General features: G+C 63.2%; 15 protein-coding genes. 10 read left to right on the forward strand and 5 right to left on the reverse strand.

All coding sequences use genetic code 11. The annotated features are described in order from the left end of the window. Positions 1-39 precede the first annotated feature (39 nt). A complete protein-coding gene (locus OKW45_RS02365) occupies positions 40-498 on the reverse strand; it encodes a hypothetical protein (protein ID WP_184010637.1) in 459 nt (152 codons plus the stop codon). 352 nt (positions 499-850) lie between these two features. On the opposite strand from OKW45_RS02365, the gene OKW45_RS02370 reads away from it, so the two are divergent. Further along, positions 851-1,777 carry an ABC transporter ATP-binding protein gene (locus OKW45_RS02370; protein WP_018424712.1) on the forward strand — a complete coding sequence of 309 codons (927 nt, stop codon included), beginning with the start codon at positions 851-853 and terminating at the stop codon, positions 1,775-1,777. Further along, entirely contained in the window at positions 1,774-2,535 is a 762-nt protein-coding gene (locus OKW45_RS02375; RefSeq protein WP_429465671.1) for an ABC transporter permease, read from the forward strand. The genes OKW45_RS02370 and OKW45_RS02375 overlap by 4 nt, the downstream gene beginning before the upstream one ends. A 76-nt stretch (positions 2,536-2,611) precedes the next feature. Here OKW45_RS02375 and OKW45_RS02380 read toward each other — a convergent pair whose 3' ends face one another. Then, complete coding sequence (locus tag OKW45_RS02380; RefSeq protein ID WP_429465673.1) at positions 2,612-3,613, reverse strand: helix-turn-helix transcriptional regulator; 1,002 nt, start codon at positions 3,611-3,613, stop codon at positions 2,612-2,614. Between the two features lie 182 nt (positions 3,614-3,795). Between OKW45_RS02380 and OKW45_RS02385 the strand changes: the two genes are divergently transcribed. The 3 genes from OKW45_RS02385 to OKW45_RS02395 all read left to right on the forward strand — a co-directional run bounded on the left by OKW45_RS02385 (position 3,796) and on the right by OKW45_RS02395 (position 6,600). Beyond that, positions 3,796-4,707, forward strand: coding sequence for an AraC family transcriptional regulator (locus tag OKW45_RS02385; RefSeq protein WP_429465675.1), 912 nt, complete (start codon positions 3,796-3,798; stop codon positions 4,705-4,707). 300 nt (positions 4,708-5,007) lie between these two features. Continuing rightward, positions 5,008-5,433, forward strand: a complete 426-nt coding sequence (locus OKW45_RS02390; protein WP_018424716.1) for a DUF3830 family protein — start codon at positions 5,008-5,010, stop codon at positions 5,431-5,433. Positions 5,434-5,565: 132 nt separating this feature from the next. Beyond that, positions 5,566-6,600: an SGNH/GDSL hydrolase family protein gene (locus tag OKW45_RS02395; protein WP_429465677.1), complete on the forward strand. Its 1,035-nt coding sequence runs from the start codon at positions 5,566-5,568 to the stop codon at positions 6,598-6,600. 74 nt (positions 6,601-6,674) lie between these two features. On the opposite strand, the gene OKW45_RS02400 is transcribed toward OKW45_RS02395, so the two are convergent. From OKW45_RS02400 to shiA, 3 genes are all read right to left on the reverse strand, one after another. Continuing rightward, positions 6,675-6,803, reverse strand: coding sequence for an MFS transporter small subunit (locus OKW45_RS02400; protein WP_018424718.1), 129 nt, complete (start codon positions 6,801-6,803; stop codon positions 6,675-6,677). Between the two features lie 10 nt (positions 6,804-6,813). Next, the gene (locus OKW45_RS02405; RefSeq protein WP_018424719.1) at positions 6,814-8,217 is read right to left on the reverse strand and encodes an L-lactate MFS transporter; all 1,404 of its coding nucleotides are present in this window, start codon (positions 8,215-8,217) and stop codon (positions 6,814-6,816) included. A gap of 416 nt (positions 8,218-8,633) precedes the next feature. Further along, positions 8,634-9,953 (reverse strand): shikimate transporter, encoded by a 1,320-nt coding sequence (gene shiA / locus OKW45_RS02410; RefSeq protein WP_429465678.1) that lies wholly within the window; start codon positions 9,951-9,953, stop codon positions 8,634-8,636. Between the two features lie 372 nt (positions 9,954-10,325). Here shiA and OKW45_RS02415 point away from each other — a divergent pair, with 372 nt between their 5' ends. From OKW45_RS02415 to OKW45_RS02435, 5 genes are all read left to right on the forward strand, one after another. Then, entirely contained in the window at positions 10,326-10,544 is a 219-nt protein-coding gene (locus OKW45_RS02415; RefSeq protein WP_429465680.1) for a hypothetical protein, read from the forward strand. Next, positions 10,522-11,241, forward strand: coding sequence for a GntR family transcriptional regulator (locus tag OKW45_RS02420; RefSeq protein ID WP_013091210.1), 720 nt, complete (start codon positions 10,522-10,524; stop codon positions 11,239-11,241). The genes OKW45_RS02415 and OKW45_RS02420 overlap by 23 nt, the downstream gene beginning before the upstream one ends. A gap of 457 nt (positions 11,242-11,698) precedes the next feature. After that, entirely contained in the window at positions 11,699-13,462 is a 1,764-nt protein-coding gene (locus tag OKW45_RS02425; protein ID WP_429465682.1) for a thiamine pyrophosphate-binding protein, read from the forward strand. Positions 13,463-13,486: 24 nt separating this feature from the next. Beyond that, a complete protein-coding gene (frc, locus tag OKW45_RS02430; protein ID WP_429465684.1) occupies positions 13,487-14,734 on the forward strand; it encodes a formyl-CoA transferase in 1,248 nt (415 codons plus the stop codon). 9 nt (positions 14,735-14,743) lie between these two features. Next, positions 14,744-15,559 (forward strand): fumarylacetoacetate hydrolase family protein, encoded by an 816-nt coding sequence (locus OKW45_RS02435; protein ID WP_187613597.1) that lies wholly within the window; start codon positions 14,744-14,746, stop codon positions 15,557-15,559. Positions 15,560-15,581: the final 22 nt, after the last annotated feature.

A 15,581-nucleotide genomic window follows, 5' to 3' on the forward strand; every position in this document is an offset into this window, starting at 1 on the left:
CAACTCGATACCGCGTCGCCCGACGAAGCCCGACAGCAGTTACTGCCCGTTCTGCATCGTGCCGTTGTTCATGCCGTTGTTCATGCCGTTGCCGGTTCCGCTGCGCATGCCGTTGTTCATGTTATTACCCATGCCGCCCGTCGAACCATTGGTCGCCGGGCTATTCGGGGTCGCGCCGGTGCCGGTGCCCATGCCGCCGCCAGTGCCGGTCACACCTGGCGAACCGTAGCCGGAGCCGGTGTTGCCCGGCGTGCGGACCGAGCCGGGGCCAACGCCCGGGGTGGCCGTACCCGCTGCGCCGCCGGTCGTGCCGCCACCGGCGCCGATGCCGTTGCCGGCCCCGCCACCGCCGCTCATGCCGCCGGCAGCACCGCCGCCCGCGCCTCCCGCACTACCGCCGGCACCGCCACCCGCACCGCCGCCCGCCTGCGCGTACACGCCGCCCGACAACGCTATCACGAGCGCGGAAGCAAAAATCGTCCTGGTCATGCGTTTCATGATTTACCTCCACGAAAAGGGTTGATGTGATGCAGGCGTCGCAAGGGGTGTGCCTTGGGGGGCTTTCACGTCGCTGAAACCTCGGCGTGAATCTGTCGAACGTGATTGCAAGCCGCTTCCCGGGCGCGCACCGCAGCGCCTCGGCGTAAAAAGCCGTCGGCGCGCGTCATGCGCGCGCCGGATCGCCGCGCCGAGCCTCGGTCTGCGCCCCGACCCATCAGGGCCGAAATGTCTTGCGCCGCAGGGAAATCGCCGCTGCACGCTTTCGCACTTTCCATTACATTGCGGATGCGGCGCGTTCCTTCGCGCCGTTTCCTGTCATTCAACAGCGGTGTCTGCCATCATCGAGTCCATGCAGCCAATCGTTTCGGTCACGAATCTGTCGAAAACCTATGCCAGCGGTTTTCAGGCACTGAAGAACATCAATCTGGCGATCCACCGTGGAGAAATCTTCGCGCTGCTCGGGCCGAATGGCGCGGGCAAGACCACGCTGATCAGCATCGTCTGCGGCATCGTCAACGCAAGCGAAGGCGGCGTGACGGTGGACGGCCACGACATCGGCTCCAACTATCGCGCGGTTCGCTCGCTGATCGGCCTCGTGCCGCAGGAGTTGACCACGGACGCGTTCGAAACCGTCTGGGCCACCGTGTCGTTCAGCCGCGGCCTGTTCGGCAAGCCGAAGAACCCCGCTTACATCGAGAAAGTGCTGCGCGACCTGTCGCTATGGGAGAAGCGCGACAACAAGATCATCACGCTGTCGGGCGGCATGAAGCGGCGCGTGCTGATCGCGAAGGCGCTGTCGCACGAGCCGCGCGTGCTGTTTCTCGACGAACCGACCGCCGGCGTCGACGTCGAGCTGCGGCGCGACATGTGGAAGCTCGTGCGCTCGCTCGCGGCGAGCGGCGTGACGATTATCCTGACCACGCATTACATCGACGAAGCCGAGGAGATGGCCGACCGCATCGGCGTGATCAACGCGGGCGAAATCATGCTGGTCGAAGAGAAGACCGAGCTGATGCGCAAGCTCGGCACGAAGCAGTTGACGCTGCAACTGGAGAGCCCCCTCGACACGGTGCCGGCTTCGCTCGCCGGCTACGGGCTCGCGGTCGCGAACGGCGGCAACGAACTGACCTACACCTATGAAGGCGAGGGCGGGCGCACCGACATCATCGCGCTGCTGAAATCGCTCGACGACGCCGGTATTCGCTTCAAGGACCTGCATACCACGCAGAGTTCGCTCGAAGACATTTTCGTCAGTCTGCTGCGGGGGAACCCATGAACATCTACGCAATGCGCGCGATCTACCAGTTCGAAATGGCGCGCACGTGGCGCACGCTGATGCAAAGCATCATCGCGCCGGTGATTTCCACGTCGCTGTACTTCGTCGTGTTCGGCTCGGCGATCGGCTCGCGTATCAAGGAAGTGGAGGGCATCAGCTACGGCGCGTTCATCGTACCGGGTCTGATCATGTTGTCGCTGCTGTCGCAAAGCGTCGCGAACGCGTCATTCGGGATTTACTTCCCGCGTTTCACGGGCACGATCTACGAGCTGCTGTCGGCGCCCGTATCGTATCTGGAGATCGTCGTCAGCTATGTGGGCGCGGCGGCCACCAAGTCGATCCTGCTCGGGCTCATCATTCTCGCGACCGCCGCGCTGTTCGTGCCGTTGCAGATCATGCATCCATTCTGGATGGTGCTGTTTCTCGTGCTGACGGCGGTCACGTTCAGTCTGCTCGGCTTCATCATCGGCATCTGGGCCGACAGCTTCGAGAAACTGCAACTGGTGCCGCTCCTGATCGTCACGCCGCTCACGTTTCTCGGCGGCGCCTTCTATTCGGTGGACATGCTGCCGCCGTTCTGGCACGCCGTCACGCTGTTCAATCCGATCGTTTATCTGGTCAGCGGATTTCGCTGGAGTTTCTACGAGTTGGGCGACGTCGGCGTCGGCCTGAGTCTCGGCATGACACTGCTGTTCCTCGCGGTGTTCCTCGTGATCGTCGGCTGGATCTTCAGGACCGGCTATCGATTGAAAAGCTGATAAGACCGCGCGATTGGCAGAGGGCGCGACAGCGAAAAGCCGTCGCGCCCTCTTCATCGATACGCGGAGTCGCCGACTACGACAGATACGCCTGCGCGACATTGATCAACTGCACGCGGTTGCGCACGTTGAACAGCTGCCGCAAGCGCCGCAGATGATAGTCGACGTTATGCGGCGACAGCCCGAGGAAATACGCGATTTCCTTGTCGCGCTGCCCCTGCATGACCGCCTTCAGCACCGCGTGCTGCAGCTTGCTCAGCGCGATGCACTGCTGCTGCGCGGGCGCGATGCCGATCACGCTTTTCGCGTGCATCCAGATGAACTCATGAATCGAGTGCGCGAACATCAGCGTTTCCGCGACGATCGATTCGGTCATCCAGCGTGGGTTGCCGATCTCCGAATTGAAGCACAGGCTCGCGCTCAGCTCCGGCTCTGGCAGCGGCATCTGCGTGAGAATGCCGCTCTTGCGGCCGGTCGCCTCCAGCATGTCGATCAGCGCGCCGAGCCGCTCGCTGCGCAGCTGCGCGCGCGGCAGATCGGCGCGCAGGTCGGCGGTATTCCACAGAAACGGCATGCCGGTCGGCGACGCGAGCGCGACGCGCGGGTCCAGCTCGAAATAGCGCTCGCGGAAATAGCGCGTGAGCCATGCCTGCGATTCGTAGCTCGTCAACACGAACATCGTCTTGTGATGCGACGACGTGCGCGTGGCGGTATAGCTGAACGAGTCGAAGCCCAATTGCCTGATGCGCTGACGCACGAACTCCATGCGGTCCTGCGCGCTGCCGAACCGTCCGAGCGGACTGATCAGCGGCGCGGAACGCCGCGCCGCGGGCGACGGTGTGCCGATCTCTTCCTCGGTGAACAGAGTGAGAAAGCCACTGCGCACCGCACCATTCGCGGCGCGGGGAGACATCTTCACTGCTTCAGCCGCGTGGGCTGATTTCGCGGCGTGCCGCGCGCCGGCCGGGTAAGCCGGTTGGGCGGATGCCGCTCTCGGGTGTGCTGCCGACGCGTGCCCGGCTTCGCCTTGCGGCGAGCCGGTCAGCCATTGCGGCAGCGTATCGCATTCATGTTCCATGAAACGGTAGCTCCGGCGTTCTAAACGCGTGAAAGACGACAACCTCAATGATTAGCGATTTCGTGAAATGTCGGTAGCCGGTTCCTTGCTATCATTTTCGTGATCTTGCGCTGACAGTGGACCGGCAATACAGGTACGGCGGCGTTTCTCCTTCCATACGGCACCTCCTTCGAGGGGATGTGATGGCACGAATTCCCAAGCTCACAACGACGCTCGCCTACGACCGCTACATGGCCGGCCAGCGACTCGTGTCGAGCGTGGATCGCGAGTGGCGGCATCTGGTGCTGCGCTCGTATCTCGAGCCGGTGCGGCAAGACCTGCTCGAAGCGCCCGGTTTGCGCGACTTCACGCTGATGACGCTCGCGAGCGGCGCCGAGCATCTCGAACGCAACCTCGGCGGTGCTTGGGAAAGCGCCGATATGCGCGTGAACGACCTGTGGTTCGTGCCGCCCGCGCCGATCTCGTGGCGCTGGCATTCGATCAGCGACGAGCCGTTGTCTACGTTGCACGTGCACATCGAGCCCGAGTTGATCGACAGCGTCGCGCAACAGATGGGGCTCGACGCGTCGCGTGAACTGTCGCTCGGCGACGCGATGCGCTTCAACGATCCGCTGATCGCCGCGATGCTTGCCGCGCTGCATCGCGCCGCCCGCGATCCGGCCGATTCGCGTCTGTATGTCGATACGCTGGCTCACGCGCTCGCCGCGCACCTGCTGCAGCACTATTCGAGCGGCAACGCCGCGCGGCGCGGCGGCGCGACGCGGCCCGAACGGCTGGTGCCGCGCCGGATCCGCCGAGTGACCGACTACATCCGCACCAATCTCGCCGAAGATCTGGCGATCGCCGAACTGGCCGAGCAGGCCGGCCTAAGCAGTTTTCATTTTGCTCGGGTGTTTCGCCGCGAGACCGGTGAGACGCCGCATCAGTTCGTGACGCGCTTGCGGCTCGAGGAAGCGGCGAGGCTGCTGCGCGCCACGGATCGAACCGTGCTGCAAATCGCGCTCGAAGTTGGCTTCGAGAATGCCAGTCATTTCTCCGTGCAGTTCAAGCGTGGCTATGGTGCGACGCCGCTCGCCTACCGGCTGCGCGGTTGAGATGCACGCCGGCTGATGCTTGCCTGCGCACGTCGTAACGGCTCGCCTTTCTACAGTCGGAATCACGCACTCGCGCAGTGTGCTTTGCATTGCGCGGCTTGCAAACTACGAACTTTCGTGGCGGCGCGCGGTGCAAACTGGCATGGCACGTAGCGCAAGGCTTCGCGGTTCGGCCGGCCGCCCGCGATCGGACGTGGTCTAACTGGACTGACCGCGGCGCCGACAACTGTATCTGTCGAAACCTTGCATCGGACGACAGAATCGAACCGCTTTTGAACCCCACATACCGGATAACGCGCCATGACCCGACTCAAGATGACCGCCTGCGGCCACGCCTTCATCGCCGAAACCCATCCCGATGCGCCGCAGACCGTGGCCGCGTTCCTGAAGCTGCTGCCGTACCGGCAGAAGCTGATCCATGTGCGCTGGAGCGGTGAGGGCTGCTGGGTGCCGCTCGGCGAATTCAAGCTCGAGAACGACGGCGTCGCGGTCGGCTTCGAGAATCACACGAGCCATCCATCGGTCGGCGACATCCTGTTCTATCCGGGCGGCTATAGCGAGACCGAGATCATCCTCGCATATGGCTCATGCTGCTTCGCGAGCAAGATGGGGCAACTCGCGGGCAATCATTTTCTGACGATCGTCGAAGGCAAGGAAAAACTGCGCGAGCTCGGCACGAAGGTGCTGTGGGAAGGCGCGCAGGAGGTGGTGTTCGAGAGGCTTTGAGCGGGCCGCATTTCCTTGCTGGGCATACGTGATGCTTGTTCGAAGAGCCGTCGGCGATCGGGCGCCAATCCGGCACCGATCACGCAGGTGACGTACTCGACACCGCCAGGCCCGCCCGACGAGGAGGAGCAAATGCGAGGAATAAATGACAAGGTCCGCGCTGTAGTTTTTGCCATGTCCATCGTGTTGCTGTCGGCTTGCGGCGGGGGCGGTGACGGCAGCGGCGGGTCGAGTAGCGGCGGCAGCACGGCGGCCGAGCCAGCTGGCGGCGTCAAGCTGCAGGTCGTGTCGTTCGGCGACAGCCTGTCGGACGTCGGGACTTATGCGCCGCTCGCGAGCGCGGTGGGAGGCGGGCGTTTCACGACCAATCCCGGCCAGGTGTGGGCCCAGCAGGTCGCGCAATACTACGGCGATACGCTCAGCGCCGCGTTCACGATCGATTTCACGCATAAGCTGACTGCGCAGAGCGGCTTCGGTTATGCGGAAGGGGGCTCGACGGTGGCGACGCCGGCGAACCAGTACGACTATCTGAGCGACGTCATCGGCGACATCGAAATGCCGGTCAATCAGCAACTGTCGAGCTATCTGAGCGCTCACGGCAGCTTCAACGCCAATCAGCTCGTGCTCGTGTGGGTGGGCGCGAACGATGTGCTCCGCGCCGGCAACCTGCCCGCCGCGGCGCCGATCGTGCAGGCGGCGGCCACGACGCTCGCCCAGCTCGTCGGGCAGATCGTGCAGAACGGCGGCGCGCACGTGGTGGTGATCAATCTGCCGAATATCGGGCTGTCGCCGAAGGGGCTCGCTTCGGCCGATGGTGGCGCGAACCTCACGCAGTTGTCGCAGCTTTTCAACGCTACGTTGAATACCGCGTTGCAAACCGATGGGCTGCAGTCGAAGGTGATCGAGGTCGATTCGTACACGTGGACGAATCAGGTCATCGGAAGCTTTCAGGCGAACGGTTTTACCGTGTCGAATACGGGCCAGGCCTGCGATCCGAAGAAAACTCCCGATGACACCGCGCTGCTATGTTCGCCGGCGACCTATGTGAGCGCCAATGCGGATCAGACTTACATGTTCGCCGATGATTTGCATCCGACGACGCATATGCATGCGTTATTTGCGCAGTTCGTCGAGCAGCAGATCGCGCATAGCGGGTTGGGGCGGTGAGGGAAGACTAAGGCGGGGCGCGCTATCGGCACCCCGCCCCTCAACCAGGCCGGGGTGCGCACCCCATCAGGTCATCACTTGAACAACTTCATCGCCTGCGTCAGCGTATTGATCACCCCCCAGGCAAGCGGAATCATCACATACACCCAGAACACCACGAGCATCACCTTGTTGGTCGGATGTACGGTTTGAACGGTCGACATACGGATCTCCTCACGCGCCCTTGGCGACTTGTGCATCGGTCATGTGGTGCTTCTCATCCACACGCTTGACCAGCAGGTTGCAGATAAAGCCGATTACGAGCAGCACGGCCATGATATGCACGGTCATCGTGTACGCGTCTGCTTTGGCGACGCCGTTCGCGACTTCATATGCGCGGATGTAATTGACGAGCACCGGACCCGCTACACCCGCCGCCGCCCACGCGGTCAGGAGCCGTCCATGAATGCCGCCGACGAACGCCGTACCGAACATGTCGGCGAGATAGGCCGGCACCGTCGCGAAGCCGCCGCCGTACATGGACAGGATGATGCAGTACGTCAGCACGAACAGCGCGATCTGTCCGTTCGCGGCAAAGCTGGGCACCAGGTAGTAGAGCACCGCGCCGAGCACGAAGAAGATGGCGTAGGTGTTCTTGCGACCGATCCAGTCCGATGCCGACGACCACACGAAACGTCCACCCATGTTGAACAGCGAAAGCAATCCGACGAAGCCGGCCGCAGCCGATGCCGTCACGGTGTTCTTGAAGCTCTCCTGGATCATCACCGAGGCCTGGCCGAGAACGCCGATCCCGGCCGTCACGTTCAGGAACAGCACGAACCAGATCAGATAGAACTGCGGTGTTTTCAACGCCTGATCGATATGCACGTGGTTGCGCGAGATCAGCCGGTGCTGCGTGACTTCGGGCGGCGTCCAGCCGGCCGGCTTCCAGTCGGCGGGCGGCACACGGATCGCGAGCGCGCCGATCGTCATCGAGATGAAGTAGACGATGCCGAGCACGACGAAGGTCTCCGCGACGCCCACGCTCGTTGCGCTATGAAAGTGGTTCATCAGCGCGACCGACAACGGCGCCGCGATCATCGCGCCGCCACCGAAGCCCATGATCGCCATGCCGGTCGCCATGCCGCGGCGGTCCGGGAACCAGCGGATCAGCGTCGACACCGGCGACACATAACCGAGCCCCAGCCCGATCCCGCCGATCACGCCGTAACCGAGATATAGCAGCACGATCTGATGCAGATAGACGCCGAGCGCGGCCACCAGGAACCCGCCGCCGAAACAGCATGCTGCCGTGAACATGGTGCGGCGCGGACCGACGTGTTCGAGCCATTTGCCCGCGAATGCCGCCGACAAACCGAGGAACACGATCGCGAGCGAAAAGATCCAGCCGAGCGCGGTCAGCGACCAGTCATCGGGCGCGGACTGCGTGATGCCGATCACTTTGGTCAGCGGTCCGTTGAATACCGAGAACGCATAGGCCTGACCGATGCACAGATGCACGGCGAGCGCCGCGGGGGGCACCATCCAGCGCGAAAAGCCGGGCTGTGCGACGGTGGCCTGTTTGGAAAAAAATGGGGCTGAACCTCGTTGGCCGCCCGGCTCGCTGATGCTACTCATAAGTGGGTCTCCTTACAGTTGTTCTGTTTATCGGCGCTTCGTGCATTTACCTTGAGGCGGCGGAGTGTAACTTTGCGCAGGTCGTCGCGTCATCGTTATATGTACTTTTATTTCATATGATCCCGATCCACGCACCCAAAATCGTGCCTGGCTCGAACAATAGGACGTGAACGATGGCTTCGCAATATGAATCACGCGGACATAAGGTGTGAACCTGGTGAAACGCGGATATTCTTCACGCGATCGTGCAAATCGTGGGACGCTCGGAGCCGGTTGCTCCGCGCTTCCGACTAGAGCCACTATGCAAATTCGCCAATAAGCGAGCCACGCACGACGCGCGGCACAAAAAGAAACGGGCCGGCGCGGCTTCTTCGCCGCGCCGGCCCGTCGTGTATCGACGGCGAGTTCCGCCGGTGTCAATCGATCTTGCGCCCGGTCTTCATGCGTGCTGCAACGAGTACCGAAATCAGACAGCCGATCGCCAGATACGCGGCCACCGGATGCCACGAGCCGCCCGCCAAGCTGACCAGCGCGACCGCGATGAACGGCGTGAAGCCGCCGCCGACCACGCTCGCCACCTGATAGCCGACACCGGCGCCGCTATAGCGGTACTCGGTGCCGAACAGCTCGGTGAACATCGGCTGCTGGACGCTGACGACCATGTCGTGCGCGATGTTGGCAAGCATCACCGCGAACACGACGATCCATACTGTCGAACGCGCTTCGAGCGCGAGGAAGAACGGCACCGCGCTGAACACGCCGACCAGCGCACCGATCATATAGATGCGACGGCGGCCGAAGCGATCCGCGAGCCAGGCGAAGCACGGAATCGTCACGCAGCTGAGCGCGCCGACGACGAAGCCGATCGTCAGGAAAAACTCGCGCGGCATGTGCAGGTTCGTGGTCGAGTAGCTCAGCGCGAACGCGGTCACGATGTACATCGTGAACAGCTCGGCGAGCCGCAGCGCGATGATCAGCAGGAAGGCCTTCGGATGGCGCAGCAGCGCTTCGACGATCGGCAGGCGCACGCGGCGCTCGCCATGCTGGCCGACTTTCTCGACGAACTCCCGAGATTCCTCCATGCTCGAGCGGATCCACAGCGCGATCAGCACCAGCACGACGCTGAACAGAAACGGCAGACGCCAGCCCCAGCTGAGGAACGCGGCGTTGTCCATCGAGCGGCTGATCAGCGCGACGAGTCCCGTCGACAGCACGAGCCCGACGCCGTAGCCGACCTGCACGCCGCTGCTGTAGAACGCCTTCTTTTTCTCGGGCGCGCTCTCGACGGCCATCAACGCCGCGCCGCCCCATTCGCCGCCGACCGCAAAGCCCTGGATTGCGCGCAACGTGACGAGCAGCACCGGCGCCAACCAGCCGATCGTCGAGAACGCCGGCAGCAGACCGATCGCGGCCGTCGACAGACCCATCATCATCACGGTGAGCACGAGCATGCGCTTGCGTCCGAGCCGGTCGCCGTAATGGCCGAACACGAAGCCGCCGAGCGGCCGGAACAGAAAGCCGACGCCGAAGGTCGCGAACGCGGCAAGCGTGCCCATCGCCGGGCCGACGTTCGGGAAGAACTCGGCGTTGAACACGAGCGCGGCGACGATGCCGTACAACAGGAAGTCGTACCAGTCGACCACGGCGCCGATAAAGCTGCCGAGCGCGGCCTTGCGAGCCTGGCTGCGCGCATTGCGGTGAGTGGCCACTGTGGCCTGCGGGTGGGCGGTGCTCATCGAGTCTCCTTCAATGTGATATGTGCTTTAATCGATCGCGCCGCCGGGCAAGGCTTTCGACGCGATCGATCCGCAGAGGGAATGTCCGGAAGGTTAATGACGCCACCCGGAATTCACAATCCGCGTGATGGAGAAAATGCGCGATGATCGCACGCGGTCGCGCGGATAGCGCGCGTTTTGCGTGTTTACACCGAGCGCCACGGAGAACCGTCGCGGGGAAGATGTGGACGAACCCACGCAGCGCGCAGCGTGCTACCGTGAAAGTAATCTTAAAAACAACAGGTATTGATATACTACATACGGAATATTGAAAAATGCGGCGTTGCAGCATATGATTGAGGGATCAATCTTCTCAATCATCCGGAGTTACACGTGGAATTCGTGCCTCTTGCGCTGTTCGCCATGGCCGTCGTTGGGTTGGGCTGTGCCGCCACCGTTCTGCTGACCGACTGGATTCCCGAATCGGTCGCTGCACCTGCATCGCAACATGGCCGCTTCGTGGGTCTGGGCGAGCGGCGCGGCAAAACGGCGGCGCCGAATCGCGCGCGTGTTCAAGCAGAGGCGATGAATGTCGTCAGAACTTCCAACTGAAACAGTGGCCACCCCGTTGACCCTGTCGTTGCAGCCAATCGGCGCGAGCGCGAGCTTGCGCGATCAGGCCTATGCGATGCTGCGTCAGGCAATCGCCGACGCGGATATCTACCAGAATCGCGAAGAAATCCGTCTCGACGAGCGCGTGCTCAGCGAATCGCTCGGCGTGAGCCGCACGCCGGTGCGCGAAGCAATGACGCTGCTCGAGCAGGAAGGCTTCCTGCGCATGGTGCCGCGGCGTGGCATCTACATCGTGCGCAAGAGCAAACGCGAAATCGTCGAGATGATCCAGATGTGGGCCGCGCTCGAAAGCATGGCCGCGCGGCTCGCCACGCTGCACGCGACCGACGAGGAAATCGGCCGCTTGCGCCATATGTTCGACAATTTCCGCGACACGACGCCGGCCGAGCATATCGCCGAGTATTCGGACGCGAACATCGCGTTTCATCAAGCGATCGTCGAGCTGTCGAAGTCGCAGATCATTCTCGACACGATCAAGAACATCTTCATCCACGTGCGCGCGATCCGGCGCATGACCATCTCGCAGAGCGACCGGGCCGCGCGCTCCATCGTCGATCATCTGCGCATCATCGAGGCGCTCGAAAAGCGCGATACCGAACTCGCCGAGCGGCTCACGCGCCAGCATTCGCTCGATCTCGCGGCGTTCGTCGAAGCCAATTGCGATTTCCTCGATTGATGGCGTCGTAGACGCTGCCTGGCTGCTGATTGCGAAAAGCCCGCGTGTGCAAGCACCGCGGGCTTTTTTGCGTGCGCGCACTTCGAACGATGCGCAGCTCGCGCGGCGGCGAACGGCAAACAAAACGAGGTCGCCGCCGCGCTGCGGGATAACCTTGCTTGACGGTCGTGAAAATATGGTATGTGATATATCAACGGTGACCGGTATAACGCATGACCTAGTGTTTTCCCTTGAAGTGACTGCCGCAGAGCCCTTGTAGATTCGGCGCAAAGCTGCGGCTAGCAAGCACGAGCAGCCCAAACTTCGCGCCGTCTATGTCTCGAAATTGGCCTTGAAGGAATGTGATATATCACATACGGTATCTTCGAAGCCGTGAGACGTCGGTGCAACCGGACGTATATCGAAGCGGACGCGTCCGTCGATAACCGTTGCACATCCGATTGATGAGGAGATGACCATGTCTGAAGTTGTTTCATCCCTGAGTCCAGCCACGGCCACCACGACCGCCGACGACACGCTCAAACAGAAGACCCGCGAAGCGGGCGTCGTGTCGGGCGGCCATCTGGTCGCAAAGGCGCTGAAAAACGAGGGGGTCGACACGATCTTCACGCTGTGCGGCGGCCACATCATCGATATCTACGACGGCTGCGTCGACGAAGGCATCCGCATCATCGACGTGCGCCACGAGCAGGTCGCCGCGCACGCGGCCGACGGCTACGCGCGCCAGACCGGCAAGCTCGGCTGCGTGGTGACGACCGCCGGCCCCGGTTGCACGAACGCGGTGACCGGCATCGCGACCGCGTTCCGCTCGGAAAGCCCGATCCTGCACATCGGCGGGCAGGGTGCACTGACGCAGCACAAGATGGGCTCGCTGCAGGACCTGCCGCACGTCGACATCATGGCGCCGATCACGAAGTTCGCCGCGAGCGTGTCGAGTACCGAGCGCGTCGCGGACATGATCTCGATGGCCGCGCGCGAATGCTTCAACGGCGCGCCCGGTCCCGCCTACCTGGAAATTCCGCGCGACGTGCTCGACCGCGAAGTCGACGCGACGCGCGCGGTCGTGCCGCAGCCGGGCCGCTATCGCGCGTCGACGAAATCGATCGGTGACCCGCGCGACATCGAGAAACTGGCGGACATTCTCGTCGATGCGGAACGCCCCGCGATCCTGTATGGCCAGCAGGTGTGGACCGCGCGCGGTCACGAGGAAGCGATCGCGCTGCTGCGCGGCATCGAGATTCCGGGCTATTTCAACGGAGCGAGCCGCGGGCTGCTGCCGCCGGGCGATCCGCATCATTTCGATCGCACGCGTTCGCAGGCGTTCGCGAACGCCGATGTGCTGATCGTGGTCGGCACGCCGTTCGATTTCCGCATGGGTTACGGCCGACGCATCAGCAAGGAATTGACGCTGGTGCAGATCGATATGGACTATCGAACCGTCGGCAAGAATCGCGATATCGATCTGGGCCTGGTCGGCGATCCGGGCGCGATCCTCGCCGCGGTACTGCAGGCCGCGAGCGGTCGCATCAAGGACGACAAGCGTCAGGCGCGCCGCAAATGGATGGCGCAGTTGCGCGACGCCGAAGCGAGCGCGACCGAAAAGCTGATGCCGCTGTTCCGCTCGAACAGCACGCCGATTCATCCGTATCGCGTCGCGTACGAACTCAACGAGTTCCTGTCCGACGACACCGTCTATATCGGCGACGGCGGCGACGTCGTGACGATCTCCGCGCAAGCGGTGCGCCCACGCCGCCCCGGACAGTGGATGGACCCCGGCGCGCTCGGCTCGCTCGGCGTCGGCACCGGCTTCGCGCTCGCGGCGAAGCTCGCCCATCCGCACAAGGAAGTGCTCTGCTATTACGGCGACGGCTCGTTCGGCATGACCGCGTTCGACATGGAAACCGCGAACCGCTTCGGCGCACCGTATCTCGCGGTGATCGGCAACAACTCGGCGATGAACCAGATCCGCTACGGCCAGCTTGCCAAATACGGCGAAGAACGCGGCAACGTCGGCAATCTGCTCGGCGACGTGCCGTTCAGCAAATTCGCCGAAATGCTCGGCGGCTATGGCGAGGAAGTGCGCGATCCCGCGCAGATCGCGAGCGCGCTACAGCGTGCGCGCGAAGCGATTCATCGCACCGGCCGCTCGGCGGTGGTCAACATCTGGGTCGACCCGCGCGAGTACGCACCGGGCACGAAGAACCAGACCATGTACAAATAACCCTCATCGTTCAGGAGATACGACATGGCCAAGGCACTCGACGGTGTGCGCATCCTCGATTTCACGCATGTGCAATCGGGGCCGACCTGCACGCAATTGCTCGCATGGTTCGGCGCGGACGTGATCAAGGTGGAACGGGCAGGCGCGGGCGACATCACGCGCGAGCAGCTGCGCGATATTCCCGACGTGGATAGCCTGTACTTCACGATGCTCAATCACAACAAGCGCTCGGTCACGATCGACACCAAGCATCCGGAAGGCAAGCAGGTGCTCGAATCGCTGATCCAAAAATGCGACGTACTGGTCGAAAACTTCGCACCGGGCGCGCTCGACCGGATGGGCTTTACGTGGGAGCGGATTCAGGAATTGAATCCGCGCATGATCGTCGCATCGGTGAAGGGTTTCGGCCCGGGACCTTACGAGGACTGCAAAGTCTATGAGAACGTCGCGCAATGCGCGGGCGGCGCGGCCTCGACCACCGGCTTCGACGACGGCCCGCCGGTCGTGACCGGCGCGCAGATCGGCGATAGCGGCACGGGGCTGCATCTCGCGCTCGGCATCGTCACTGCGCTCTATCAACGCACGCATACCGGACGCGGCCAGCGCGTGCTGGCGGCCATGCAGGACGGCGTGCTCAATCTGTGCCGCGTCAAACTGCGAGACCAGCAGCGGCTCGACCGTACGGGCGTGATGAAGGAGTATCCGCAATATCCGAACGGCACATTCGGCGAAGCGGTGCCGCGCGCGGGCAATGCGTCGGGCGGCGGCCAGCCGGGCTGGATTCTGAAATGCAAAGGGTGGGAGACCGACCCCAACGCCTATATCTACTTCATCACGCAGGCGCCCGTGTGGGCGAAGATCTGCAACGTGATCGGCAAGGAGGAGTGGGCCACGGACCCCGACTACGCGACGGCGCCCGCGCGCCTGCCGCGATTGAAGGAGATCTTCGCCGAAATCGAACGCTGGACGATGACGAAGACCAAGTTCGAGGCGATGCAGATCCTGAACGAATACGACATTCCGTGCGGCCCGATCCTGTCAATGAAGGAAATTGCCGAGGAGCCGTCGCTGCGCAAAACCGGCACGATCGTCGAAGTCGATCATCCGAAGCGCGGCAAGTATCTGACAGTGGGCAATCCCATCAAGATGTCCGACAGCCCGACCGACGTCAAACGCTCGCCGCTGCTTGGCGAACATACCGATGAAGTGATGGCCGAGCTCGGTTATTCGGCCGAGCAGATCACGGCGCTGCGCACGGCGGGCGCAATCTAGGAGCGAGGCATGCAGACGTGGATGCGGTTCATGTCGGGCGACGGCGGCATCGTGTTCGGCCGTGTCGAAGGCGCCTATCTGCACGAGTACGAAAGTCTCGCGCAGCCGGTGCCGACCGGCGCAGTGCTGTCGCTGCGCGCATTGACGCCGTTGGCGCCGTGCGCGCCCGGCAAGATCGTCGCGCTCTGGAATAACTATCACGCGCTCGCGGCGAAGCTCGACAAACCCGTGCCCACGCATCCGCTGTTTCTGCTGAAGCCGGCGGCGTCGGTGATCGGCGCGGGCGAGCCGATCCGCCGGCCGCGTCACTACGCGGGCAAGATCGTCTACGAAGGCGAACTCGGCATCGTGATCGGCCAGCGTTGCCGCGACGTGGATGCGCAGCAGGCGGAGGCGGCGATCTTCGGCTACACGCTCGTCAACGACGTCACCGCCGCCGATCTGCTTAACGAGAATCCGCATTTTCCGCAGTGGTGTCGCGCGAAGAGCTTCGATACCTTCTGTTGCCTGGGGCCGGCCATCGTCTCCGGTTTCGACTGGCGGGCGGCGCGCCTCCTGACCACGCTCGACGGCGCCGAGCGTCAGAACTATCCGCTCGCCGATATGGTCTTTTCGCCGGCCGAGCAGGTGAGTCTGATATCGCAGGATCTGACGCTCGAACCCGGCGACGTGATTGCGTGCGGCACCTCGGTGGGCGTGGGGTCGATCAAGGACGGTGCAACGGTCTCGATCACGATCGATGGGATAGGCACGCTGACCAATACCTTGAGCGCGGCGCAGCGCGACGAGCCGCGACGATCGGGCGATACCGCGAACGTCGGTTGACGAGGGCCGGGCCTCGCGGCTC

Source organism: Paraburkholderia lebeckiae, assembly GCF_050436225.1.
Classification (GTDB): Bacteria; Pseudomonadota; Gammaproteobacteria; order Burkholderiales; family Burkholderiaceae; genus Paraburkholderia; species Paraburkholderia tuberum.